Below are 25,564 nucleotides of genomic sequence, written 5' to 3'. Positions count from 1 at the left end.
GAAAGGTTTCAAAGTTAAAGGCCCGAGTGCGAAATTCATCATCTAAGTTCCGGGATGATGAATCGCACTCTTTTTCTTTTGCTTGCTGGCTTTACTGCAGGGGCGATGAATGCCGCCGCTGGAGGTGGGTCATTCGTCACGGTTCCCGCACTTATCTGGATGGGCGTGCCATCGGTCTCGGCCAATATGTCGAGTACCATCGCGCTCTATCCGGGAAGCCTCACCAGCGCTTGGGCTTATCGAAACCACTTTAAGCCAATTGAGAAAGTTTCGTTCAAGGCTCTGTTTGCCACGACGCTGCTTGGCGGACTCTTTGGTGCGCTGTTGCTCATGTTTACGCCAAGCTCTTCGTTCGACGAGATTATCCCCTGGCTGCTGCTGATCGGAGCTACAACGTTTGCTTTCGGACCGCGGATGGGATCACATCTCAGAAGGTTCTACGAGCCAAATGCAGCGGCGCTGCTCATCGCGCAGTTCGTTTTGGGCATGTATGGCGGATATTTCGGCGGTGCGGTTGGAATCATGATGATGTCGGCGTGGAGCGTCATGGGATTCCACGACATCAAGGCCATGAATGCCGGCAAGGTTTTGCTCGTCGCGGCAGCGAACACCGTGGCTGTTGTGTGCTTTGCGTTCGCTGGCAAGGTCGTCTGGCACGACACGTGGATAATGCTCTTGTCTGCCTCCGCAGGAGGCTATCTGGGTGCAAGACTGACGTTGCTCGTTCGTTCGTCCCACCTGCGTGCCGGGATTAGCGTTGCCAATTTCCTGATCACGGCTGCGTTCTTCTACTCCAAGCTCAAGTAAGTGCGGCTGAAGCGGACACTGTCCTGACGTGACCTGATCGCTATCGCAAACTTTGGTATTTCGTGCGATAAAAGCTCTATGACTCACGCCCGGTTGGTGGAAATGGCGGAAGCCTGGTTACGGCGATACCGCTGCGGCATCGTGCTAAGCGAGCAAGGCTGCTCGAGCGGTGAAATGCCAGACGCCATCGGCTGGAAGGGCAAGAATCACTCCATCGTGATCGAATGCAAAGTGAGCCGCTCCGATTTCCTGGCTGATGCGGCAAAGCCGTGGCGCAAGAATCAGGAAATCGCCCTCGGTTGCGAGCGATACTTCCTCGCCCCCAGGGGCCTACTCAAGCCGGAAGAGATGCCCGCGGGGTGGGGACTTCTGGAGGTGCATGGTCGCGAGGTGAAGCTGGCGAAGAAATCCAAACGCAAGCTGCGTAGTCCCGAAGGTCTCATGAATGAGATGAATCTTCTGCTGGCTAGCCTGCGCCGGGTCGAAGTGAGGATTGAGCCGCAGCGCATCGGCGACTTTCTGAAATGGAAAAACCGCATGGCCAGCTACAACGGAGGCTCACTGCCGGAAGGCATTATGGCTCCGGAGCTGGAAGAGAATCCGCATTTGGTGTGAGTTCAGGCTTACCGGCTTCAGCCTGCCGTACAATCGGAAAGTCATGTTTCTTAATATCCAGCGCATTCATTTTGTAGGCATCGGCGGCATTGGCATGAGCGGAATTGCCGAGGTACTGCTTACCCTTGGCTATCGCGTTAGCGGATCGGATTTGCGGAGCTCGCCGACGACTGAACGTTTGACGAAGCTCGGGGCGCAAATCTTCACCGGCCACGCAGCTTCCAACGTGCATGAGGCCGAGGTTGTGGTGACCAGTTCGGCTGTGCACAGCGAGAACCCCGAAGTCGCCGAAGCCCGCCGCCTGCATCTGCCGGTAATTCAGCGGGCAGAGATGCTGGCCGAGTTGATGCGTCTGAAGTACGGAATTGCTATCGCCGGCATGCACGGCAAGACCACCACGACGAGCATGGTTGCCGCCGTTCTGGCCGCTGGAGGGCTCGATCCCACTGTTGTCGTAGGCGGACGCGTGGACTCCATGGGGTCGAATGCGCGCCTTGGGACTTCCCAATACCTGGTCGCTGAGGCCGATGAGAGCGACCGCTCGTTCCTAAAGCTCTCGCCGATTCTCTCCGTGGTGACCAACATTGATCGCGAGCACATGGATTGCTATCGCGACATGGACGACGTTCAGGCTACGTATGTCGAGTTCATGGACAAGGTACCGTTCTATGGGACGGTTGTGGCCTGCATTGATAACGATTTGCTCCGCAATCTTTTGCCGCGAGTCGAGCGCCGCGTGCTCACCTATGGCACCCGCGAAGAAGCTCACTTCCGAGCTCACGACGTTGTAACCGAGCACGCACCCGAGGCCCTTCACAACAGTTTCAGAGTGAGTTTCCATGGGAACGACCTTGGACGGTTTGATCTGTTCGTCCCCGGAGCTCACAACGTGCTGAACGCCACGGCTGCGATCGCTGTTGGAATGGGCCTCGAGATTCCGGTCGAACGCATTCGCGAGGGAATCGCCCAGTTCCGGGGCGTCGATCGTCGCTTCCAGAAGAAGGGAACTGCAGCGGGTGTGCAGGTAGTGGACGACTACGGCCATCACCCGACGGAGATTCGAGCCACGTTGGCTGCGGCGCGTCAGTGGCTGGGACCTCAGGGACGTATTCACGTCATCTTCCAGCCGCATCGATACACGCGCACATATCTGCTCATGGATGAGTTCGCCTCGGCCTTCCCCGATGCTGACCGCCTGCTGGTGCTTGATATCTACGCCGCGAGCGAACAGCCTATCGCCGGAGTGAGTGGCCTTACGCTCTCCAAGAAGATTCACTGCCGCAATGATCGCCCTGCGGAGTTTGCCGCTAGCTTCGAGGCCGCGATTGAGGCAGCGGTCGAACAGGCACAGCCCGGCGACGTGATCATGACCCTCGGCGCAGGGTCGGTGTCGCAGTTGGGCCCGCAAATCGTCGAAAAGCTTCGCTCGCGCGAGCAGGTTGCAAAGGTCTAGCTTCTTCGCGATGAATGCACCGGAGCAGGTGCATTCGTCGCCATAACATGCCCTCATGGTGTTAATCACTTGGAATCCACTGGGGGAGCCTCGATAATCAATAGCTGAATCCACCAAGAAAGCAGGTATAGTGAGCGAAAGGCCGCTCGCTGCCTGCATGCATTTTTATGGCTCGCAATCAGGGACCACCCTCCGATGATCCGTTCTACCGCCGTGGCGCGGGAGTCCGTAGCTCGTTCGCGGACGACGCTTTGCCGCTCGATGCGGGATTGACGGATGACGATGACTCAGAGGAGGAGCAGCAACAATTTCGGCGCGTCAGCAAACGTGTCCCCGTCCGACGTGGGGCCTTGCCCCGCAAGACGGCTTCGCGGGTGCGCACCATCGTTGTCGCACTCGCCGCACTCGCCGCAGTTGGCGCGGGCCTGTACGAGGCCAAAACCTTCGCCTTGCACTCGTGGCGCTTCCGCATACGCTCTGAGAACGACATCGAACTCGCCGGTAATGCGCCCAATTCGCGAACCCAGGTTATGGAAAAGCTGCGTCAGGACCTCGGCCGCAACGTCTTCCAGGTCTCGTTGCAGGATCGGAAACAGGATCTGGAGCGAATTCCGTGGGTTGAATCCGCTTCGGTGATGCGACTGTGGCCTAACCATCTGCGCGTCATCGTTAACGAGCGCACTCCCGTGGCTTTTGTAGCACTAGGCGAACGGATCGAGCTGATCGACTCACACGGCGTGCTGATGGAGAACCCTGCTGCCGGGGAGAGCAACTATTCATTCCCCGTGATCGTAGGAATGAATGAGAGCGAGCCGCTTTCTACGCGCGCGCCGCGCATGAGGACCTACCAGCGCCTCATCCACGAGCTTGATGATGGTGATGGCAATGGTGGAGCCAAGACGCAGTATTCGAGCAACATCGATGAGGTAGACCTGTCCGATCCTGAGGATGTGAAGGTGCTTGCTCGTGGAGGTTCGGCTCCCATCCTGTTGCATTTGGGCAATGAAGATTTTCTCCGACGCTTCATGGTGTTCCTCTCCAACGTGCAGAAATGGGAGCAGGAACGCGGTAAGCTGGAATCAGTGGATTTGCGTTATGGGCGCGAGGTCATTCTCAATCCCGACCTGCACGCCCCGGTTGTTGCTCCTCCTGCTGCTACAGCGGCAGTAAAACCAACTCCCCCCGAAGCTGCGAAGCCAGCCGCGCCGCACAAGCAGGAGCCAGCGAAAGCCAACAAGACATTGCATAAGCTAAAGAAGAAACGGAAGTAGATGAGTAAGCGAAACGAAAACATCATCACGGTCATTGATCTTGGCAGCGCCAAAACGGTGGCGCTCGTGGTGGAAACAACAGAAGCCGGGCTGCGTTATCGCGGCCACGGCGTTGCGCCCTCGGCAGGTACGCGGCGGGGAGTCGTCGTCGATCTCGACCTCGCATCCAAAAGCGTTTCCGAGGCTGTGCAGAATGCGGAGAAGTCATGCGGAATGGCTCTGGATTCGGCGGTCGTCGGCATCAGTGGCCCGCACATTCGCTCCGTCAACAGCCATGGCATTATCTCGGTAGGCTCCCGCGTGCGCGAACTGACCTCGGCTGACGTGCAGGCCGCAGGGGACCGTGCTCGCGAAATCGCGATGCCCGAAGACCGCGAAATCCTGCATCTCTTGCAGCAGGAATTCGTAGTCGATGAGCAGGATGGCATCCGCCAGCCAGTCGGCATGATGGGCCGCCAGCTCGAAGTTCGTGTTCACGTCATTACGGCTGCGCACTCGGCGGTGCAGAACGTCGTCACGGCTCTGAACCGCGCTGGCATGCACGTAGAAGACACGGTTTACGAGGCGCTGGCGTGCACCGAGTCGGTCCTGCGCCGCGATGAGCGCGAGCTCGGAGCTGCCGTCATCGACATAGGAGCCGGCTCGGCTGACATCGCCGTCGTTCAAGAAGACGTGATCGTTCACTCCGGCGTGGTGCCTCTGGGCGGAATCAATTTCACCCGCGACGTCGCATACGGGCTTGAAACGCCCTTGATTGATGCTGAGAGCCTCAAGCGCCAGTTCGGCTGCTCCATGGTGACGCGCATCAACGAGCAGAATGAGATTGAGGTGCCGTCCGTCGGAGATCGACCTGCACGCATGATGCGGCAGCGCGATCTGGGCGAGATTCTCGAACCGCGCGCACGGGAATTGATGGAGATGTGCCGCGACAACCTGCGCCATGCCGGAGTACTCGACGTGCTGGGCGGCGGCATCATCCTTACTGGTGGCGGAGCCCGGCTGGGCTCCCTGACGGAGACCTGTGAAGACATTTTGCGGCGCCCGGCGCGAATCGGGCTGCCAATGGGAATGGCGCAGCTTCCGGTAGAGTTGCAGGAGCCGGAATACGCTACGGCCATCGGGATGGTTTTCTACACGCAACGCGCACGGGTGCTGAAGGGCAAGGAAGAGACCGGCTTCGGGGCGCGAGTAAAGGCACTGTTTGCCCGGGGATATACGAATTAATTGATACAAAGGTGCTTTCGAGCGCTTGGGTGAGGCGGAATTTTAAATATGGACATGGAACAGGATATTCGGATTCAGTTTCACGAGGAGCCGCGCAATAACGCAAAGATAAAGGTCATCGGCGTCGGCGGTGGAGGTAACAACGCGGTCAATCGCATGATTGAGACCGGCGTTGAGGGAGTGGAATTCATAACGGCCAACACCGATCTTCAGGCACTGCAGATGTCGCGTGCGCCCAAGAAGCTGCAACTCGGTGTGAAGCTGACAAACGGGCTAGGCGCGGGAGCCAATCCCGAAGTAGGTCGCCAGGCTGCACTCGAAGATACGGATCGCATCATCGCCGCCCTTGAAGGCGCGGACATGGTCTTCGTCACCACCGGTCTAGGTGGCGGTACCGGTACAGGCGCCGCCCCGATCATTGCCTCGCTCGCCAGCGAAATGGGCGCATTGACCGTCGCCGTCGTGACAAAGCCTTTCGCCTTCGAAGGCAAGCGTCGCATGAATCAAGCCGAGCGCGGCTTGAACGAACTCATCGACTCGGTCGATACCGTCATCGTCATCCCCAACGAAAAACTACTCGCTGTAGCTCAGGACGCGGGCTTCTTTGAATCCTTCCGCGTCGCTGATGACATTCTGCGCCAGGCCGTGCAGGGTATTTCCGACATCATCACAATCCCCGGCATCATCAACCGTGACTTCGCCGACGTGAAGGCGATCATGGCCGGAATGGGTTACGCAGTGATGGGTACCTCGACTGCGAAGGGGGACCGCCGTGCTGTCGAAGCAGCTCAGCGTGCAATCGCATCGCCGCTGCTCGAAGCAGGAGCCATCGATGGAGCCCGAGGCATCCTGCTCAACATCACCGGATCGACTTCGCTCAAGTTGGCTGAAGTTTACGAGGCTTCGACAATCATCCAGAGTGCCGCACACGAGGATGCGAACATCATCTTCGGTGCCGTGCTCGACGAGAAGATGAAGGACGAAGTTAAAATCACCGTTATCGCCACCGGCTTTCGTTCCGAATCGCGCACCCGGGCGCGTGACACCATGACCACTACCGCCGCGGCCATTCAAGCGGCACGCCAGGCTCAGTGGGCTACGCCTCCGGAACCGCAGATCGGGCGTCGGCAGGATCCGGTGTACGAACTGCTGGCTGACGAACCTGATCCACTTCCCGAGCCTGAGCCTCTAATGAGCGCTCCGCAGCTGCCTCCTCCCGCACCAGTGGTGGAAGCCCCGCAACCCTCGGTGCAGCAGTCTACGCGCGTATGGGAAGCCGTGCAGCCTACGCGCCCCATGCCTTCCCTCGAAGATTTCGGAGCGGACGAAGATCGCGACGAACTTGATGTTCCGGCGTATCTGCGCAAGAAGAACACAACCGATCAAAGCTAAAAGTCGACTGTGTGCGCGTCTTGATTGTTTCAACCGATCAAGCCACGCGCACACACCCCATGCGCGATCCGCAAAACTCGCCATCTTCCGGTGAGTCTTCGTGCAGTTTTTTCCGAGAAATCACAAATCGCGTTGGGGGACTCAAGACGGTAAGCCTCCATCCCTAGCTGATTGTGTTACCTATCAACACAGCAGGAATATCGGTCATTGATCCTGCGTAACCAGTCAATTCTGCAACTCTGGCCAAAGCTCGTACATCCATCAGAGTTAGGAATTGTACTTAGGTTATGGATCTGTATCCCTGAGATGGTTGATTGAGCTTGTATTGACAGGAACAACTCACATACCATCCAGACATTCACCGAAAGTAGATGAAGATTTTTGGGGGGCACGCCCGCTTTATGCGGCGCGGCAGTAGAGGCTAGGCAGAATGTTGAATTTGGTGCAATCCCGTAGATTTCAAACCGCGCTGGTGGCGCTTGTTGTGTTTGTCTTTGCCCTCAGTTCTTTTGCGGCAACCGTTTCCACGCGTCAGGAGCGGCGCAGCAGTCGCAAGATCAAAGAGAGCGCGGCGACCGAGCGTCGCATGGCCGCATCTCGGCACGGACGTGCCGTGGCTTCGCGTGCAAGCAAGCGGGCGGGAAGAAGTTCAGATGTAGTTGTTACAGGCAAGCGCGGCAAGAAGAAAGCGCGTTATTGGGAACGTTTCAATGCAAGCTCCTACCTCGCCGATCCTGAAGCCGGCGATATCACGACCGGTGAGGATCCGGTCGTCCGCCGCGCGGCCGTCGAAGCACTTGGCAACCTGAATGGAACAGTCGTAGCGATCGATCCCAGCAATGGCCGCATTCTGGCGATGGTCAACCAGAAGCTTGCACTATCGAGCGGCGCGCAGCCTTGTTCCACGATTAAGGTTTCGGTTGCGTTGGCAGCGTTGAGTGAAGGAATCGTAACCAAGGACACGCCGGTGAATCTGGGCGGCTGGAAGATGAATATGAACCAGGCGCTGGCGCACTCGAACAATCAGTATTTCGAAGCCTTGGGCCGCCGCCTCGGCTTCCAGAAGGTCAGCTATTACTCGCACCAGTTTGGACTAGGCGAGCTGGCGGGATGGAACATCCAAGGCGAGCACCTTGGCGTATATCCCAGCACAGAGCTTCCCGCGAGCCTCGGCGGCGTCGGCAAGATGTGCTCCTTTGGCGAGAGCGTCAGCATGACTCCGCTGCAGCTCGGAGCAATGATGGCAGCCATCGCAAACGGTGGCACCCTGTACTACTTGCAGCATCCGAAGTCGCCCGTAGATGTCACCAACTTCCAACCCAAGGTGAAGCGCTATCTGGATATCGCACCGCTGATTCCCGAAGTAAGCGTCGGAATGCTTGGCGCAACACAATATGGTACGGCCCGGAGCCTGCGCACGAGCTTTACATCTGAACAGGTGCTCGGAAAAACGGGAACCTGCAGCAACGAGGGAACGCGTTTCGGCTGGTTTGGATCGTTCTCTAACTCGCAGTATGGCCGAATCGTGACAGTTATCTTCCTGCGCGGAGATCATGCCGTGTACGGGCCCAAAGCCGCTGAACTGGCCGGTCACTTCTACCGGAACCTTGGCGATCACAACTACTTCGCCGGGAGACAAAGCACGGTACACACTGCTGTCCTGAAATAGGAAATCTTCAGAATCTTCTAAGGCCTTCCAATCGGAAGGCCTTTTCTTTTGTACCTCATGCAGCGCTAACTTTGTTCCTGCATCCAATCAAGAGGTAAGTTTTCTTGCTTTCGATAGGTACTCAATGTCACCAACAGTTTTGCCAGGCAGGCCCTATCCTCTCGGCGCCACCTGGGATGGAACCGGAACAAACTTCGCCCTATATTCCGAACATGCAACAAAGGTTCAACTTTGCCTTTATGACAACCGCAGCCGTCAAGAAATTGACCGCATAGAGCTGCGCGAAACGACTGCCTTTGTTCGTCATGCGTATCTGCAAGGTATCAATCCCGGGCAGCTTTACGGCTACCGCATCTACGGCCCTTGGGATCCTGCCAACGGCTATCGCTTCAATCCATCGAAGTTGCTCCTCGATCCACAGGCCCTGGCTGTTTGCGGTGCGATCGATTGGAACAAGCCCATCTATCCGTACCAATTTGGCGGACCTGATCCCGACCTTACACGCGATGAGGAGGACGACGGCGACGGCATGGCCAAGGCCGTTGTTGTAAATCCCTATTTCGATTGGGAGCAGGATCGCTCACCCAACATTCCGCTTTCGGATTCCGTGATCTACGAACTGCACGTAAAGGGGTTCAGCAAGCTCAACCCCGAAATTCCTGAGGAGCTGCGAGGCACCTATGCCGGACTGGCCTCGCCGCCCAGTATTCAGTACCTGAAGCGGCTTGGGGTGACTGCTGTCGAATTACTGCCTGTTCATCAGTTCATTGATGACAAGCGTCTGGTAGATATGAACCTGCGCAATTACTGGGGCTACAACACCGTGGCGTATTTCAGCCCAGAGGCGCGTTATTCCGCCAGTGGCGACACCGGTGGCCAAGTTGCCGAGTTCAAGGCCATGGTGAAGGCATTGCACCGCGAAAACATCGAAGTCATTCTCGATGTCGTTTACAACCACACCGGCGAAGGCAATCACCTTGGTCCCATGCTCAATCTTCGTGGTATCGACAACACGGCTTACTACCGCCTTGTTCCCGAGATGCCGCGCTATTACATGGACTACACCGGTACGGGCAACACGCTGAACGTGCGACATCCCCAAGTGCTCAAGCTCATCATGGACAGCTTGCGATACTGGGCAACGGAGATGCACGTAGACGGCTTCCGTTTTGACCTCGCCTCGGCTCTGGCGCGTGAACTGCATGATGTAGATCGCCTGTCATCATTCTTCGACATCATCCACCAGGACCCCATTCTTTCGCGTCTGAAGCTCATTGCTGAGCCGTGGGACGTAGGGCAGGGCGGATACCAGGTCGGGAATTTTCCGGTGCTCTGGGCCGAGTGGAACGGCAAATACCGGGACACTGTGCGCCGTTACTGGAAAGGCGACGAAGGCATGTTGTCCGATCTCGCTTATCGCCTGACCGGCAGCAGCGATTTGTACAAAAACGATGGTCGCAAGCCGTCCGCGTCTATCAACTTCATCACCGCCCACGACGGCTTCACCCTCAACGATTTGGTCAGCTACAACGACAAGCACAACATCGCCAACGGTGAGAACAATCAGGACGGTGCCAACGACAACAATTCCTGGAACATGGGTGCCGAAGGACCGACCGACGATGAAGAAATCATTAACGCTCGCCGGGTGCAAATGCGCAATTTCCTTGCTACCTTGCTGCTCTCTCAGGGCGTGCCGATGATCTGTGGTGGAGACGAGATCGCGCGCTCACAGTTCGGAAACAACAATGCATACTGCCAAGACAACGAACTGAGCTGGCATGACTGGGAACGTGCGAAGGAAAATGAAGATCTGCTGGAGTTCGTCTCCAAGTTGATCAAGCTTCGCCGAAAGCACCCAAACCTTCGCCGACGCGACTTTTATCAGGACCGCAGCATCCGCAACTCAATCGTCAAGGATATTGCCTGGTACGGTGCCGACGGTCACGAGATGACGGAAGAGGAGTGGAACGCTGGGTGGATACGCAGCATTGGCGTCATGTTCAATGGCGAAACCCTTGGAACAGTCGACGAGATGGGGCGTCCGGTAAAGGACGACACCTTCCTCATTCTCCTCAATTCGCATCATGAAGCCGTCAATTACAAGCTGCCACCGAGCCCAAATAATCGATGCTGGCGCAATGTGTTCGACACCAGCAACCTCGATGAGCCGTTTTCAAACGGTCCCGCGGAACTCAAGCCCCAGATTGCCGGACGGTCGCTGCGCCTCATGAGGGAATCGCGCGAAAACGAATAGTCATTTATCCTGAGTTGACGAATGCCACATTCAAAAGGGCTGGGCCAAACCACCTCTGCCCTTTTGCGGCTTCGCCGTGTTAAGTTGAGGGCAGACGAGCCATTCATCTCAGGGTTCAGGTCCGGGCACAAATAGCGCATTCGGGCTTGCCGGCGATGGTTCTCACCTCCCGGAGGATCGATATTGATGCGTAGAGTTACCGTTCTTTTTGCTTTTGTCCTCGCGTGCTGCGCGCTTGGCGCGGCGCAAATGATGCCGCCGAAACCCATGGAGATTCCGCGCACCGAACTCTACATCGGATATTCCTACTTGCACGCCGATCTTTCTGGCAGTGGCTACGTGAATAACGCGGCGCTGAACGGATTCGCAATTGAGGTCAGCCACTACTACAAGAGCAACCTCGGATTCACCATCGACATTGCGCGCACAGCCAATGGACGTGTCGAGAGCACGGGTATCAAGTACAGCCGTGCAAGCTACATGGGTGGCCCCGCCTATCGCTTGCCCAAGCTCGTGATGTTCACGCCGTCGGTTCACGCCATGGCGGGTGTTGACCACGATGACCTCACGATTCCTCTGTCCAACACGACCCTCGACTACCGCAACACCGATCTTGCCGTTGCCGGAGGTGTTGCATTGGACGGCAATCTGTCCCGCCATCTCGCAGTTCGTCTTGGACAGTTCGACTACATTTACACCAACCACTACAAAACGAACCAGAGTTCTTATCGGTACACAGGCGGAGTTGTAGTGCGCTTCTAGTGACGAGTTTTGTTGCGATGCCGCCGGATGCATCCGGCGGTTTTCTTATATGTACAGGCCTCAAATTGCAGCTCTGGATTATCCCATCTTGTGGAGTGTCACTGAAACCGCCGTTCAGCAGTTATGCACAGCAACTCACAAAAATTGAGCGTGTTTTCTCGCGTGAATGCGCAATCCATCCTGACCATCCGCTGTGATGCCGACCGGAAATCAGAACCGGCTGTCAGGCGCTGAGGTTGCGATTCGCAATCAGGGAGACATAAGTAATGCGTAAAATTTTTGTTCTGCTCGCCGTTCTTGCTTTTAGCACAGTGCTCTTTGGACAACAGCCCTCGCAAAATAATGCCGAAGTGTTTGCCGGCTACAGCTACATGCGCTCCGGGCTCCAAAACTACGGCCTCGACTACGCAAATCTCAATGGTGTCGAGCTGCAGGCCACGCGATATTTCAAGAGCAACATCGGTTTTACCGCTGATGTGACACGTGTCAACGCCAGCGACATCCACAAGAGTGGAGAAGACGTCACTCGCTACACTTATTTGTTCGGACCAACGTACTCGGTGAAGACCACCTCGAACGTCACACCCTATGTCCACGTCCTGTTCGGTGCTGACCACGAACGCCTGAGCATTACTCAGCTTGGCGATAGCTCTACGAACTCGTTTGCCCTCGCTCTGGGTGGTGGCTTTGACCTCAAGCTCTCTGAACACGTGGCATTCCGGCCGGCTCAACTGGACTACATTCACACAAACCATACAGATGGCGAAAACCACTTCCGATACAGCGCAGGACTAGTCCTAGAGTTCTAGTGCTGACCACTTTTTTACTGGAGGGCCGGTTTTCTGGCCCTCTTTGCTTTGTCGAACGTATGCAAAGCTGCATATAATCTATGTATGGCTAATGGTTTCGAAAGCAAAGCAGTCGAAGAGCAGCAGAATCAGTTCCAGCAACAATCAGCTCCACAAGAACTTGATGTAGATGAGAAAGTTCGCCTGATGCGTGCGAAGGCCGAATTGGCACGCCAGGTTCAGGCGTTGAAGTTGAATCGCGCCCGCATCTGCGAGCAGTTGTCGCGCACTACAAACGAGCGCTACATGACCCTGCTCAATACAGAACTGACGCAGATCGACGGCGAGCTGGCAAAGCTGGGTTAGCTACTACTCACTGGGGACGGTGATGGGCATCACCGAAGCACTGTAGTTGTCGACAGACAATAGCGCCCGAGGTGTTTTATGCCAGTCCTTGTCGTCGGAGTGATCTTCTTTGCGCTCTTCCTCGTGATGGGTGCGCTGGCAACGGTCGCCGTGCTGAATGAGACTCGCGGCCTGCCGGGTAGTGTGTGGCAGCTTAAGCGCGTTCGCAACACGACGCAAAAGTAGACTCCACCGGCCAGCAAAGACGAACCTTCCCATTGTTCTGAACGCCTGCCTTTGCTTTGCCCGGAGCAATTGATGAACTCACCGCTTCTGCTGAGCTTAAAGCTGGCGTTGGTTACATCCTCTCTGCTGGTGGTAATCGGGTTGCCGATCGCGTGGTGGTTGGCGTTCACGCGCTTCCGTCTGCGCTTCCTGGTCGAGTCCTTGGTCGCATTGCCTATCGTGCTGCCGCCAACAGTGCTGGGCTTCTATCTCCTATTGCAGTTTGGTTCGCGGGGGATTCTCGGCGCCACATGGCAGCGCCTGACTGGGCACACGCTCGCATTCAGCTTTGCCGGACTCGTGATCGGTTCCATCATTTACAGCTTTCCCTTTGCCGTGCAGCCCTTTACCTCCGCACTGGCTTCAGTGGATCGCCGTCTGCTTGCCGCCTCCGCCAGTCTCGGAGCCTCTCCCTGGCGCACTTTCTGGCGCGTCACTTTCCCCATCGCCTTTCCGGGAATCGTCACCGGCTTTGCTTTGAGCTTTGCCCACACGCTCGGGGAGTTTGGCGTAGTGCTCATGCTCGGTGGCAATATTCCTGGTGTCACACAGACAGCCTCCATCTCGATCTACGACAACGTGCAGATGCTCGATTACACTACTGCGGGACGCGAGTCACTGACCCTGCTCTCCATCTCTTTTGCGCTCCTGGTGCTCATCAATGGTCTCAATCGTAAGCGCAACTGGAGGCTGCAGTGAGCCAGGCGGGCCCCACATTGCAGGTTGATATCCAGTACCAGCTATCGCAATTCAAACTCCGGTGCACATTTCAGGCTGCAGGCGAGGCAATTGTGCTCTTTGGCCGCTCGGGCGCAGGCAAGACCTCGGTGCTCGATTGCATCGCAGGATTTCGACGTCCTGAGCAGGGCCGGATCGAACTAGGTGATCGGGTTCTGTTTTCGACCGATCAGCGGATCAATGTTCCAGTCCGCCAGCGCCGGATCGCTTATCTGTCGCAGAAACCAGCGCTATTCCCGCACATGTCTGTGCGGCAAAACGTCGAATATGGGCTCCTCGATTTGCCCCGTACCGTGCGCGAGAAACTTATAGACCGCATTCTTGATCGATTTCAGGTGGCAGCTTTAGCCTCAAGCCGACCAGCCGCGATTTCCGGTGGCGAACAGCAGAGAGTTGCATTGGCACGCGCGTTGGTTCGGGAACCGGAACTTCTTCTGCTTGATGAGCCGCTGTCGGCTCTCGACATGGCACTCAAACCATTGCTGCTCGAAGCGCTTTTCGATTGGCAGCGTGAGCGCGGAATCCCAATGCTCTACGTCACGCACGACCAGTCGGAGGCCTATTCGCTCGCACGTCGCGTGTTGTTAATTGAGAAGGGAAGCATTGTGGCTGATGGTGAGCCACATGAAGTCTTCGATACGCCCGTAAGCAGCGAGCGCGCCGCTCTCTCCGGGTACGAGAATCTTTTCGACGCCGTTGTCGAAGAGACCCATCCAGCGCTGGGTACGATGACGTGTCGCGTCATCGGTAGCGAACTGCTGCTTGAATCGCCTCTTGCCCACAAGGCTCCAGGAGATCCCATCCGACTTGCATTGCGTGCCGGAGACATCCTCGTAGCCACTGAATGCCCCACGTCGATTTCTGCGCGAAATATACTCGGCGGTCGCATTGATGCAATCGAAGATCGTGTAGGCATGATCGAACTGAAGGTCGTGTGTTGCGGCGCTGGACACACCGCATTCTGCGTTCGCATTACCCGCGGGGCGTTGCAGAACTTGCAATTACAGCAGGGTCAGACCGTGTGGCTCATCATAAAGACCCACTCCATCCAACTGCTGCGTCGCTAGGTTCACCGGCCTACTTGCAGTCGAAGCCGACCATTACCGGCTCAGGACACAATTCCACGCCGAAATGCTCGCGAACCCGCTGCTGCACATATGCTTTGAGCTTGATGACATCCGCAGCCTTTGCTCCGCCGCGATTTGTTAACGCCAGAGTGTGCTTGCTGCTAATTGCAACAGGCCCTAGCGCAAATCCCTTGGCCAGTCCTGAATGCTCGATGAGCCAAGCTGCCGCCAGTTTTACTTGGCCATTCCCGGCCTCGAAATGTGGAACCGGAGCACCTGAGCTTGCGGCTATGCGCTCGTACTCTGCCACACTCACCACGGGATTCTTGAAGAAAGAACCTGCGCTGCGGCTATCCGCGTCAGCTTCGTCGAGCACCATGCCCTTCGAGCGCCGGATAGTGAGTACCATTTCGCGTGTTTCGGAGAGAGTAGCGGAATCACCACTTGCCAGCTTCTCATTGAAGCGGCGCTTCAAATCCGCATAAGCAATTTTCGGCTCGCCGCCTGGGCACAGAGCGTACTCCACTCTGGTGATAATGTATCGCCCAATGTCGCGTCCGTTGAATCGGCTTTGCCGATAGCTGAACTTGCAGTCGGCATTATCAAACTGGACCCGTTCGAGCGTGGCTGTGTCAATCGCATGCACGCAACTGATCGTCTCCGAGACATCCTGACCGTACGCGCCCACATTTTGCACCGGTGTACCACCCACCGTGCCCGGAATTCCACTCAGGCATTCCAGTCCCGCACAATTCTCCTCGACCGCCTGTTTTACGAGAACATCCCACTCAACCCCAGCCCCAGCCGAATAGATATTGTTGTCGCCCTCGTGCCGTGCCTCGATCCCACCGATCGCGATGTGCAAAACGAGTCCCGGGAACCCATCATCACTCACCAGCAGATTGCTGCCGCCCCCTAGGACGAATATAGTGACATCTCTCTCTCGAGCCCAGCGCAGAGCCTCTACGACTTCGGTTTCGGTTGTCGGTTCTGCGAAGTAGCGTGCCGGGCCGCCTACTTGGAAGGTTGTGTAGGGCGCAAGGGGAACATTCTCTCGGATCTGCAACATTCTGCTCTCATGATACTCGACCTCGAACTCTCTGCGCCCGGCGGTGGTCAGCCCTCATCCAATGATCGTGGAGGTGAAATGTATCCAGAGATCATGGTAGTGCCTATGCGCGAGGAACTCACGCGTTTGGGCGTGCAGGAAGCGCGAACCCCGGAAGAGGTTGATGCTGCGGTTCGCGAAAATCGTGGAACCCTGATGGTGGTCGTAAATTCTATTTGCGGGTGTGCTGCTGGCAAAATGCGGCCTGCTGTGCGAGCTGCGCTTGGCAATGCGATCAAGCCCGATCACGCAATCACCGTATTTGCCGGGCAGGATGTTGCCGCGACAGAACGCGCTCGCTCATATTTCGAAGGACGGCCGCCGTCCTCTCCCAGCATCGCTATTCTGCGAGAGGGGAAACTTGCCTACTTCATGCCTCGCTCCGAAATCGAAAGCCGGGACGCGGCTGCGATTGCTGCCTCGCTCAAGCAGGCATTCGAGCATGTCTGCCAGTCAGCGGCATAAGCGGGCTTGGGAGCCATCGAATCGGTGGCTCTCTACTCTCCCGTTATGCGTTGGAGCAATCGCGTCAAGCCGGCATCCTCCGGGCGCAGGTCGTGTGCTTTTTGGAGGTAGGGAATCGCTTTGGCCGTCTCTCCGTTGGCGATCAACATCAAGGCGTATTGCTCGTTTTCATCGAAACCCTGCGGATTGATCGCAACCGCCTTAGCAAATGCATCGCGGGCTCCGGGTAGGTCATTCAAGTCGTAACGAACCCGCCCGAGGTTGAACCACGACTCCGAATCGTTACCTGAGAGCCTTACTCCCTGCTCGCAACTCGCCAATGCCTCGTTCAACATGTGCAACTGGCGTTGTGTTAGACACAAATTTATGTATGCCGGGCCGAACTTGGGTCGCAGGTGGGTCGTTTCGGCAAATGCCTTCATGGCTTCCGGAAACCGCTTCTGCTTCACCATCAGGGTTCCCAGCAAGAACTGTGCCTGCGGATTGTCAGGTTTCAGCTCAACCGCTCGCTGCACATGTGCTGTCGCTTCGTTGTCGTCGCCGCGTTCATGCGCGTCCGAGGCGCGGTCGAGTTCGACGTAGCTCTGGTTGTGCTCTCGTGCGTAAGCTCCTGCACCGGCGAACACCAGCAACATGGCTACAGTGCCCACGGCCACACGAATCCTTCCACGTGAGCGGTGTCGGTCTGACCCGGTAGGGAACACCGCGCCCAGCACAAATCCGGTCAGCAGTCCACCGATGTGCGCTGCATTGTCCGTGCCACGAATTGCTGCGCCGAAGGCGAGATTGTAGACCACGAACATCGCAATGCTCGCGAGTTGGCCTTTCAGCAGTGCTCGAAGCTGAGGATTGCTGTGCAGCATCATTGCTGGAATCAGCGCCCCGGCAATCCCGAAGATGGCGCCTGAAGCGCCTACGCTCAGCACATTAGCACGCCAGCAAATACTCCCAAGGCTGCCGCCGATCCCGCACAGCAAGTAGAGCAGCGTAAAACGCGACCGTCCGAATAGCAGCTCTGCCAACCACCCGAGGTTGTACAGGCACCACATATTCAGGGCAATGTGCAGCAGACCGCCGTGCTCGAAAGTTGACGTGAGGAGCCGCCACCACTGCCCACTGGGCGTAAGTACGCCGGAGTTGCCACCCCAGTTCAGCAGGAGGGTACCAGCGTCTTCAAAATCGAAGTTGATGTGCCGACTCTGGATCACCATGAGCACGTACACGAGCACATTGAGCGCAATCAGAACGATCGTGGGTGATTCCAGCATTTGCCGGAACCGGCTCGGCTGCGCCTCTGCCTGCCTGCTCGAGATCACCTCAGCCGCACATTGGGGACACAAACTGTCCGCGTCGGATTCAGCTTCGAACTCACGCCCGCAGTACGTACATATGTTCATCCTATGTCGCTTTCGAGGCTGTCTTCACCGCGATTTGAGATGGCCTGACGCCGGTGGGAATCATCATGAACAGTCGCGGCGCGGGTTGCTGCACCTTTTTGTCACGTCTCCGGTCCAGGCGCAATACGGCCACATCTCCCGATCCGGAATTTGCCACGAGCAGCATGTTTTCCGCCGGACTAAGTGCCAGGGCGTCGGGATGTGACCCAACCTGCACGGTAGTGATCAGCTTTCTAGTCAGCGCCTCAAACACAGCCACATCATTAGAGGCAAAATTGCTCACGTAGAGCGTTGTATTGTCTCCGCTCACCAGGGCGCGAACCGGATGATCTCCCGCTAGGAAGCTTTGCGCGACTTCATCGGTATAGGGGCTCACTGCCGAAATCGTCTGTGCCTCATAATTCGAAACAAAGACTTCGCCGCCATCGGGCTTCATTCCAAGGTCCACCGGCGTGCCACCAACCTTCAGCAATGCTTCCACGACAGCATTCTTCAGGTTCACTGATGCCACTTGGTGCGACCCAGAGCAACCGACCACAGCCTTCGAAGCGTCCGGCAACACAACCAGTGAGTCGGGAGACTTGCAGACGTGCAATGTGCCGTGCACTTTCATCGTGGAGCCATCGATAAGCGTGACCGTGTCGTCCCCACGATTGGCCACGGCAACCACCGATCCATCCGGAGCAACCCGTGCGATCCCAGGCTGTTTGCCAACCGCCACCTGGCCGACTGCGCGATGCGCCTCCAGATCGATCACTGTCACCGTGTTTGAATCAGCATTGGCGACCCAACCGCGTTTTCCATCGGAGGTGACAGAAATCGTATAGGGCGTACGTCCCACGGCGATACTGCCCACCACGCGATTCGCTGCGGCATCGATCACACTGACTGTGCCGGAGTCGGTGTTTACGACATAGACTTCATCTTTTGTCGGACTTGCCGTTACGCCAGAAGGATTATTCCCTGTGTTCAGGGTATTCACAACCTTCAGTGTTCCCAGATCAAGCACGGTCACCGTGTTCGATCCGGAATTTGTGACGTAGGCAAAGCTGTGGGCTGGTTCTGCGTTCCGCTTTGTGCAACCTGCCAACAACAACGTGGCTGCAAGGGCAAGGCCGGCAGCTCGCCGGCCCATAGAGGAAATACGTTGTAGCGTCACGAGCGCGCCACCTGCGATTCTGTGGCGCTCGCTCGCTTCGCCGGTGCGGAACGGAGTGTGCGATGCACGACCGGCAGTATTCCGCGAATTTGCGACACCATATTGGCAAACTGATCGGGGTACAGGGATTGCGGGCCATCGGAAAGTGCCCGGTCTGGATCGTTATGTACCTCCACGATAATTCCGTCTGCTCCCACCGCGGCCGAAGCCAGCGCCAGCGGAGTGACTCGGTCACGCTTGCCTGTTCCATGGCTTGGGTCAGAGAGGATTGGCAGATGGCTAAGCTTTTGTGCCGCAGGAATCACGCTCAGGTCGAGTGTGTTCCGGCTGTGGTCGGCAAACGTACGGACGCCGCGTTCGCATAGCACCACGTTGCGATTACCTTCGCTCATGACGTACTCGGCTGCCATCAGCAGTTCTTCTAGTGTCGCGCTCAATCCACGTTTTAGCAGCACTGGTAGGGGAGATCTCCCTGCTCGTTTCAGCAGCGAGAAGTTCTGCATGTTGCGTGCGCCGATCTGGATCATGTCGGCGTAATCTTCGATGGCTTCCAGAGCTTCGGTATCTACTGCTTCGGTCACGATCAGCATGCCGAAGCGCTCGCGGACCTCGGCCAGAATCTTCAGGCCCTCGACTCCCATCCCTTGGAACGCATAAGGAGAGGTGCGCGGCTTGTACGCGCCGCCACGGAAGAGCATTGCTCCCGCTGCTGCCACTTTCTCTGCGACCGCGAGTGTCTGCGATCGGCTTTCGACCGAGCATGGCCCGGCGATGACGGTAAACTCCTCGCCCCCAATGGTCACATCGGAGTTCGGGAACCGCACGATTGTGTTTTCCGGTTTCGACTCGCGGCTCACCAGCTTATATGGCTTGCTGATGCGGATGATTTCCTGCACTCCGGGCATTTCTTCGATCCCGCAGGTCTCAATCCCGCGTAGATCGCCGGTAACGGCAACGGCATAGCGCTGAGCGCCTTCGACAGAGTGTGCCCGGAACCCCAGGGCTTCGATTCTTTCGCAAATGGCTCGGATTTCGTCCGGCGTAGCGCGCGACTGCATTACTACCAGCATGGTTTCCTCGCAGAAACATTAGTTTAGCGGAGCCCCCGTACTAGGAGCAATGTGTCTATACCGCCAATGGAATCCGTTCGAACTGAGATCCTTACTTACTAAAGTGCGCCAATTTACATGAAATTCACTAACTGAGAGGTAAATACCTGCAACAATATCCAAATCATGAGCACTCCTGCGATTAACAGCAAGCCCTTTATCGTTGGACTTGCCGGACCTACTGGAAGTGGAAAATCTACGGTAGCCCGGCGCATTGCTTCACGTCTCAACGGGCAGGTCATCTCCATGGAGACCTACTCGACTTCTATGAACCATCTTCCACTCGAGCAGCGTGCCAAGATCAACTATGACGCGCCCGAGGCAATCGACATCTCGCTGCTTGCCACACACGTTGCACAATATGCTCGCGGCGAAGCAGTCGAGGTTCCTATCTACGACTTCTCCGAACATCTGCGCATTGCGAATCGCACCGAGCATCTCGCCGTAAAGTCACTGCTCATCGTCGAAGGCATTCTCGCCTTGCACTTTGCACAGTTGCGTCCTCACTACAATCTTGCTGTCTACCTCACCGCTGCCGATGAAACGTGCTTCCGCCGTCGTCAAGTCCGCGACATCACTGAACGCCAACGTCCTTTGGAACTGATTCGCTGGCAGTACGAAAACACCGTGACTCCTGCGCAGCGTCAATTCCTGCTCCCGAGCAAAGCTTATGCAGATGTCGTGGTTGATAGCGGGCCAGATGTGGCCACTGTGGAAGAGAGCATCCTCCGTGCGATTGAGAGCAAGCGAGCTCTCGCCGCCGGAAAATAGTCAGCATTCATTCATAAAGATTGCGCCGCAAACTGAGGACCAGCTTGCGGCGCTTTGATTTATGCGAGCTCTACCGTGATCTTCTTCGCCGTCGCGTCCAGCGTCGCGATCCTGAAACTACGAATCTGTCCCGCGCGTGCCGGTTCAGGTTTGGATGTGGTCGAGGTGTTTGCCGCGCCTTTCCATTTCGCATTCAGCATGGCCGAGAGCGAAGTCATATCCAGCTTCCCGGTCTCAGCCTTAGGCTCTTCTTTCGCCGCGGCCACTCGAGACATTTTGCACGTGGCCTGAATTCCGTCGCCCAACTCTACGCGCGCCTGGTCTCCAGATTGCTCAATCAGACGACCCGTGACGATGTCGCCGACCTTGTGCTCGGCAATATATTCATCCAGTCCGGTTGGGATCAGTTGCTTCATGCTGAGCTTGATCTGGCGCTTTTCGAGATCGAGGTCCAGGACCTGTGCCTTTACCACCTGTCCAACCTTCAGCACGTCACTCGGATGCTCGATGCGCTTTTCGGCACTAATTTCACTGACGTGTACCAAGCCCTCAACGCCCTCGGCCAACTGCACAAACGCGCCGAACTTCATGATGTTCGTCACAGGGCCTTCGATCACCGTGCCCGTAGCGAACTTCTGCGCTGCCTGCGACCACGGATCCCCAAGCGCCTGCTTCAACCCCAGCGAGATGCGGCGTTCGCCAAGGTTCACACCCAGAATCACGGCCTCGACCGTCTCGCCTGGCTTGATGATGTCATCGGCTCTGCGAACTTTCTTGCCCCACGACATCTCGGAGATATGAATCAAGCCCTCGATCCCTGACTCCAATTCAACAAATGCTCCGAACTCCGCAATCCTCGTCACGGTGCCGCGAACGCGTTCACCAACCTTGTACTTCTCCGGCACTGCGTCCCACGGATGCGCCTGAAGTTGCTTCAGTCCAACCGAAATCCGATGCTTGTCCGGATCGACCTTGAGAACCTTGACTTCAACCTGCTGCCCAACCGAGAGCACATCGTCCGGCCTACCTACTCGACCCCACGACATGTCGCTGACGTGCAGCAACGCGTCCACGCCGCCCAGATCGACAAACGCCCCGTAATCAGCGAGGCTGCGTACCGTACCGCTCAGGGTCGCGCCTTCCTCAATCTGTCCATAACGCTGCTCGCGCTTTGCTGCTTCTTCCTCTTCGAGCACCACTCGGCGGTCCACGACTACGTCTTCATCCGCCACGTCGAGTTTGATGATCCGGCAGCGAATCTGCTCGCCCACCATCTTTTCCATCAGCTTCGCGTCACGTTCGCCACTGCGTGAGGATGGCATGAACGCGCGCACTCCCACGTCCACGCTAAGGCCGCCTTTGATGACACCGGTCACCGTTGCCAGAATCGTCGTTTTCTCGGCAAAAGCCTTCTCCAAAGCGGACCAATCCGTGGGCAGTTCGACTTTCATTCGTGAAAGTTCGTAATAGCCTTCTGGATTTCGACCCTTCACGGAAACCGGAAGCTTGTCGCCTACTTTCGCTGTTTCTCCGGTGCCCTGAAATGCGCTGATGGGCAGAATTCCTTCAGTCTTGTATCCAATGTCCAGGAACACCGACTCGGCGCTTACGGCAACCACAGTGCCTTCCAGTTGTTTATTTCCGTCTGGAGCCTTGTGTGTGTGCGAGCGCTCGTACTGCGAAAGAATGTCTGCGAAAGAGGATTCGTTGGACTCGGGTGCAGGTTGGATTTCAGGATCGCGCGGGTTATCCATGGAGGTAAAAGCCTCGTTCTTTGTTGGCGTAATGCCCCTAAGGATATCACCGCGCGTGTTTTCCGGGATTGCTGACTCAGTCCACCATTCGCCAGCCGCCCTCGGCCAATAGTTCAAAATTTGCGGTCGCCTCGGGGTCGAGCACGTGCAGCACATTCATCAGCTCAAACTGAGGTTCGTCAAATCCATCATCTGCCAGCGGAAATGTTCCAAAGTGCGTCGCAATGCTTAGTCTGGGCATAAGAATGCGGTGCGCCTCGATAGCGTCCGCCGGGCTGCAATGTACTTCGCTCATAAACCACTCGGGGCGAAACGCGCCAATCGGCAGCAGGGCTAGCCTTGGATTCGGAAACCTTTCTGCAACCTGAGTGAAAAGCGGTCCGAATCCCGTATCTCCTGCAAAATAGATTGCCTTGCCTTCAACTCCTCCCGACTTCGGCACGAGTGTGAATCCGCACCACAGTGTCGCATCGCGATCCCAAGGCGTGCGTCCAGAGAAGTGTTGCGCGGGGGTGCAAACGATTTGTGTGCCGCTGTCGTGGCGTGATTCCTGCCACCAATCCATCTCCACTACATCGGAATCACTCAGTCCTTGTAGACCGAATCCCCGCAGGCGTCGCGCATTCCCCAACGACATGTAGAACTTCGGATGATGCGCCTGCCAGAGCCGCTGCAAAGTCGTGCGATCCATGTGGTCGTAGTGATCGTGGCTCAGCAGGACGATATCAATCCTCGGCAGGTCCTCGAAACGGATTCCCGCCGGACGCACTCGCCTTGGCCCCATGAATTGCACCGGGCTGGCGCGTTCCGACCACATCGGGTCCGTGAGGATATTCAGCCCCTGCCACTGAATGAGGAACGTCATGTGTCCTACAAACGTGACTCTGAGCGCGTCCTCGGCGTCGTTATGTGCAGGCACCCGCTTTGGCGGAGCGATGCCCGGTGAGCTTTCCACCCATTCAGGCCAGGGGCCTTGCTGGCGGGTACGCATCCAGCGAATCATGTCTAGAAAACCGCGCTGGCGTCTCTGTGGGTTGTGAAATCGCCGGCCATCAAAGTGATCACTGATTGGAATACTGGAATCTGCCATTTGATCGTTGATCTAACCTTAATTCGATGCACGACGTGCTGCAATGACGCAGATCTCCTCATTTTGGATCTGGTCCGCGTCGCGGCTACAATTCCGCATGCCCCGAGCCGTTAAAAACTCAGCCGCAAAACCTGAACGTGACATATTGAAGCTGATCCCTGCCGCCGAGCATCATCCGCAGCCCGAGTCCCGCCGTATCGGCATTCACACCTCGACCGCCGGGGGCGTTGATACATCCGCCGAGCGCGCATGGCGCCTAGGCTGCAACACATTTCAGATTTTCAGTTCCAGTCCACGCATGTGGAAGCCCTATGACGTTACGAACCAGCAGTGCGAAAACATGGCTCGTCTGCGTTCGACCTACGATCTGAAGCCGCTGGTAATCCATGCCAACTATTTGATAAACGTAGCCGGGACCGACCCGGTCTTCACAGAAAAGTCCGTCACCGCACTCCGATCCGAAATGCAGCGCGCCATTTCAATTGGAGCCGAATACATTGTCCTTCACCCCGGCAGCTTTCGCAGTTGCAGCCGCGAGCAGGGAATCCAGAACGCCTGCTCCGCCATCTCTCGGGCCAGTGAAGGGCTCAACATGGCGGATCACGGACTCACCTTGCTGATCGAGAACACCGCCGGAGCAGAGTTCTCCCTCGGTTCAAGCTTTGAGAGCGTCGCCGAGCTGATCGAGGCGCTATCCCGTCACATTCCCGTCGCGTCCTGCATTGATACTTGCCACACCCACGTGCGCGGATACGACATCGTCACCCCTGAAGGATATGAAGAGACGATGCGGCAACTCGACTCGACCGTCGGTCTAAAGAACGTGCATGTATGGCATTGCAATGATGCCAAGGCGGCTTGCGGTTCCAAACTCGACCGCCATCAACATATAGGGAAGGGGAGTATTGGCTCAGAAGCGTTCCAACGTCTGCTGAACGACCCGCGGAACGCACATGCAGCATTTATCCTTGAAACTCCCGTCGATGAGCCATTCGACGATCTTCACAACATCGAGGCGTTAAAGGCGCTTGCCCGGTAACGCTTCTGTAGCAAAGCCTCATGCAGCGCGCTTCTCTGATTCCGGAGCATGCTCATGCTTCTGCGCACAGTGAAGTTCGTTCTTTGTGCCTAGGAGACCGGTGATAAGACTTGCAATCCGCTGTAGCTGGGTGTTCGCAATGCAAATGTATTCCGGTAGCGCCGTCCCATCGCTGATCGATGCCAAATATAGCGCGTTCGTTAGCGACTGCAATGGGTTATTGATCTCGTGAGCAAGCGTGTTAACCGCCGCTTTAAGTGCTCTATCTTCCTGTTGTGCGCGGAGTGCTCTTTGCTGCCATTGATATTGAACGGCGACCGCCGCGAAGTCCGCGAGGCTGCTTAGCAGGTTGTAATCCTGAATATCAAATGTCTCGCGCGAACCGTGCGACACTGCCCATAGCGTTCCCCGAAGATTCTGTGTTGTCCACGGAATAAGAATGCCATCGTTGATTGGATCAGCCACTATTCCCAGGAAATCGTAGTAGGGACGTGTAACGCGGTACAGTTGCGGGCGTCCGGCATCCAGTGTCGTGCCGCATGGGCTGAAAAAGCGGGGCGTCGTACCGTTCAAAAACGCCGAGAAGCTACCCGCCACAGCAACCCATCTGAACCGAAGCCTGCCGTATTCATCTTCTTCTTCCAGGCTGATGCCAGCGCTTTCCGCCGCGCAGTGTTTCACTGCAACATCACATAATTCCTGAAGGACGCAATCGGGATGCTCCGCAAACACCTGCGCGAGACTGCGGAATGCCTGAAGTTGATCGCTCGGGTCGTGGCTCCGTTCCGGGCGCGCGGGAAAATCGGAGTCATTGAGTAGGTCCCGTAACTCCATTCCGGTCTCGTATGTTTGCGTAGAATTCATCCTCGTAGTTGGATGATTATAGCTTTGCTACAAGTCATTCTGGCTCGCCAATTTGCGCCTTTCTGAATTGCAGCAATTCGTTCGAACACGGGCAACCCGGGAGTAAGAATCTACGATCACGAAGCCGGATTTGCT

Annotated in this window: 24 protein-coding genes; 17 read left to right on the top strand and 7 right to left on the bottom strand. The window is 56.7% G+C overall.

The genetic code is table 11. The features are described from left to right. Window positions 1-54: 54 nt before the first annotated feature. The 14 genes from AC6IZD_RS10970 (at window position 55) to modC (ending at window position 14,673) form a co-directional block, all read left to right on the top strand. The gene (locus AC6IZD_RS10970; protein ID WP_497783361.1) at window positions 55-807 is read left to right on the top strand and encodes a sulfite exporter TauE/SafE family protein; all 753 of its coding nucleotides are present in this window, start codon (window positions 55-57) and stop codon (window positions 805-807) included. A 102-nt stretch (window positions 808-909) separates the two neighbouring features. Beyond that, window positions 910-1,422, top strand: a complete 513-nt coding sequence (locus tag AC6IZD_RS10965) for a hypothetical protein (RefSeq protein ID WP_497783360.1) — start codon at window positions 910-912, stop codon at window positions 1,420-1,422. A 43-nt stretch (window positions 1,423-1,465) separates the two neighbouring features. After that, on the top strand, window positions 1,466-2,875 hold the full coding sequence (murC, locus tag AC6IZD_RS10960; RefSeq protein ID WP_497783359.1) for a UDP-N-acetylmuramate--L-alanine ligase: 1,410 nt from the start codon (window positions 1,466-1,468) through the stop codon (window positions 2,873-2,875). 167 nt (window positions 2,876-3,042) lie between these two features. Next, on the top strand, window positions 3,043-4,146 hold the full coding sequence (locus AC6IZD_RS10955; RefSeq protein WP_497783358.1) for a cell division protein FtsQ/DivIB: 1,104 nt from the start codon (window positions 3,043-3,045) through the stop codon (window positions 4,144-4,146). Then, window positions 4,147-5,370: a cell division protein FtsA gene (gene ftsA, locus AC6IZD_RS10950; RefSeq protein WP_497783357.1), complete on the top strand. Its 1,224-nt coding sequence runs from the start codon at window positions 4,147-4,149 to the stop codon at window positions 5,368-5,370. Between the two features lie 48 nt (window positions 5,371-5,418). Further along, a complete protein-coding gene (gene ftsZ, locus AC6IZD_RS10945) occupies window positions 5,419-6,762 on the top strand; it encodes a cell division protein FtsZ (RefSeq protein WP_497783356.1) in 1,344 nt (447 codons plus the stop codon). A 430-nt stretch (window positions 6,763-7,192) separates the two neighbouring features. Beyond that, window positions 7,193-8,431, top strand: a complete 1,239-nt coding sequence (locus tag AC6IZD_RS10940; RefSeq protein WP_497783355.1) for a penicillin-binding transpeptidase domain-containing protein — start codon at window positions 7,193-7,195, stop codon at window positions 8,429-8,431. Between the two features lie 124 nt (window positions 8,432-8,555). Further along, window positions 8,556-10,688 carry a glycogen debranching protein GlgX gene (gene glgX / locus AC6IZD_RS10935; RefSeq protein WP_497783354.1) on the top strand — a complete coding sequence of 711 codons (2,133 nt, stop codon included), beginning with the start codon at window positions 8,556-8,558 and terminating at the stop codon, window positions 10,686-10,688. 186 nt (window positions 10,689-10,874) lie between these two features. Further along, complete coding sequence (locus tag AC6IZD_RS10930; protein ID WP_497783353.1) at window positions 10,875-11,450, top strand: putative outer membrane beta-barrel protein; 576 nt, start codon at window positions 10,875-10,877, stop codon at window positions 11,448-11,450. 266 nt (window positions 11,451-11,716) lie between these two features. Then, window positions 11,717-12,259 (top strand): outer membrane beta-barrel protein, encoded by a 543-nt coding sequence (locus AC6IZD_RS10925; protein WP_497783352.1) that lies wholly within the window; start codon window positions 11,717-11,719, stop codon window positions 12,257-12,259. An 84-nt stretch (window positions 12,260-12,343) separates the two neighbouring features. Beyond that, on the top strand, window positions 12,344-12,604 hold the full coding sequence (locus tag AC6IZD_RS10920) for a hypothetical protein (RefSeq protein ID WP_497783351.1): 261 nt from the start codon (window positions 12,344-12,346) through the stop codon (window positions 12,602-12,604). A 78-nt stretch (window positions 12,605-12,682) separates the two neighbouring features. Continuing rightward, the gene (locus tag AC6IZD_RS10915) at window positions 12,683-12,829 is read left to right on the top strand and encodes a hypothetical protein (protein ID WP_497783350.1); all 147 of its coding nucleotides are present in this window, start codon (window positions 12,683-12,685) and stop codon (window positions 12,827-12,829) included. A 72-nt stretch (window positions 12,830-12,901) separates the two neighbouring features. Beyond that, window positions 12,902-13,567, top strand: coding sequence for a molybdate ABC transporter permease subunit (gene modB / locus AC6IZD_RS10910; protein ID WP_497783349.1), 666 nt, complete (start codon window positions 12,902-12,904; stop codon window positions 13,565-13,567). After that, window positions 13,564-14,673: a molybdenum ABC transporter ATP-binding protein gene (gene modC, locus AC6IZD_RS10905; RefSeq protein WP_497783348.1), complete on the top strand. Its 1,110-nt coding sequence runs from the start codon at window positions 13,564-13,566 to the stop codon at window positions 14,671-14,673. Before modB ends, modC begins: the two co-directional genes overlap by 4 nt. Window positions 14,674-14,683: 10 nt before the next feature. Here the strand turns inward: modC and AC6IZD_RS10900 are convergent, their stop codons facing one another. Beyond that, on the bottom strand, window positions 14,684-15,742 hold the full coding sequence (locus AC6IZD_RS10900; RefSeq protein WP_497783347.1) for a UDP-N-acetylmuramate dehydrogenase: 1,059 nt from the start codon (window positions 15,740-15,742) through the stop codon (window positions 14,684-14,686). 78 nt (window positions 15,743-15,820) lie between these two features. Between AC6IZD_RS10900 and AC6IZD_RS10895 the strand changes: the two genes are divergently transcribed. Continuing rightward, the gene (locus AC6IZD_RS10895; protein WP_497783346.1) at window positions 15,821-16,246 is read left to right on the top strand and encodes a BrxA/BrxB family bacilliredoxin; all 426 of its coding nucleotides are present in this window, start codon (window positions 15,821-15,823) and stop codon (window positions 16,244-16,246) included. A 32-nt stretch (window positions 16,247-16,278) separates the two neighbouring features. On the opposite strand, the gene AC6IZD_RS10890 is transcribed toward AC6IZD_RS10895, so the two are convergent. The 3 genes from AC6IZD_RS10890 to aroF form a co-directional block, all read right to left on the bottom strand. Next, on the bottom strand, window positions 16,279-17,514 hold the full coding sequence (locus tag AC6IZD_RS10890; RefSeq protein ID WP_497783345.1) for a rhomboid family intramembrane serine protease: 1,236 nt from the start codon (window positions 17,512-17,514) through the stop codon (window positions 16,279-16,281). Between the two features lie 130 nt (window positions 17,515-17,644). Then, window positions 17,645-18,802, bottom strand: coding sequence for a beta-propeller fold lactonase family protein (locus tag AC6IZD_RS10885; protein WP_497783344.1), 1,158 nt, complete (start codon window positions 18,800-18,802; stop codon window positions 17,645-17,647). Then, window positions 18,799-19,872 carry a 3-deoxy-7-phosphoheptulonate synthase gene (aroF, locus tag AC6IZD_RS10880; protein ID WP_497783343.1) on the bottom strand — a complete coding sequence of 358 codons (1,074 nt, stop codon included), beginning with the start codon at window positions 19,870-19,872 and terminating at the stop codon, window positions 18,799-18,801. The genes AC6IZD_RS10885 and aroF overlap by 4 nt, the downstream gene beginning before the upstream one ends. A 165-nt stretch (window positions 19,873-20,037) precedes the next feature. On the opposite strand from aroF, the gene AC6IZD_RS10875 reads away from it, so the two are divergent. Further along, entirely contained in the window at window positions 20,038-20,682 is a 645-nt protein-coding gene (locus AC6IZD_RS10875; RefSeq protein WP_497783342.1) for a uridine kinase family protein, read from the top strand. Between the two features lie 59 nt (window positions 20,683-20,741). Here the strand turns inward: AC6IZD_RS10875 and AC6IZD_RS10870 are convergent, their stop codons facing one another. Together AC6IZD_RS10870 and AC6IZD_RS10865 are read right to left on the bottom strand one after the other, a co-directional pair. Next, window positions 20,742-22,436 (bottom strand): 30S ribosomal protein S1, encoded by a 1,695-nt coding sequence (locus tag AC6IZD_RS10870; RefSeq protein ID WP_497783341.1) that lies wholly within the window; start codon window positions 22,434-22,436, stop codon window positions 20,742-20,744. A 76-nt stretch (window positions 22,437-22,512) separates the two neighbouring features. Then, entirely contained in the window at window positions 22,513-23,526 is a 1,014-nt protein-coding gene (locus tag AC6IZD_RS10865) for an MBL fold metallo-hydrolase (RefSeq protein ID WP_497783340.1), read from the bottom strand. Between the two features lie 97 nt (window positions 23,527-23,623). Between AC6IZD_RS10865 and AC6IZD_RS10860 the strand changes: the two genes are divergently transcribed. Continuing rightward, window positions 23,624-24,565 (top strand): deoxyribonuclease IV, encoded by a 942-nt coding sequence (locus tag AC6IZD_RS10860; protein WP_497783339.1) that lies wholly within the window; start codon window positions 23,624-23,626, stop codon window positions 24,563-24,565. A gap of 18 nt (window positions 24,566-24,583) precedes the next feature. Here the strand turns inward: AC6IZD_RS10860 and AC6IZD_RS10855 are convergent, their stop codons facing one another. Beyond that, window positions 24,584-25,399 carry a GAF domain-containing protein gene (locus tag AC6IZD_RS10855; protein WP_497783338.1) on the bottom strand — a complete coding sequence of 272 codons (816 nt, stop codon included), beginning with the start codon at window positions 25,397-25,399 and terminating at the stop codon, window positions 24,584-24,586. Between the last annotated feature and the right edge of the window lie 165 nt (window positions 25,400-25,564).

Source organism: Koromonas humicola (assembly GCF_059726255.1).
The sequence above is the reverse complement of the archived record's forward strand: the minus strand, read 5'-3'. Positions and strand labels throughout refer to the sequence as shown.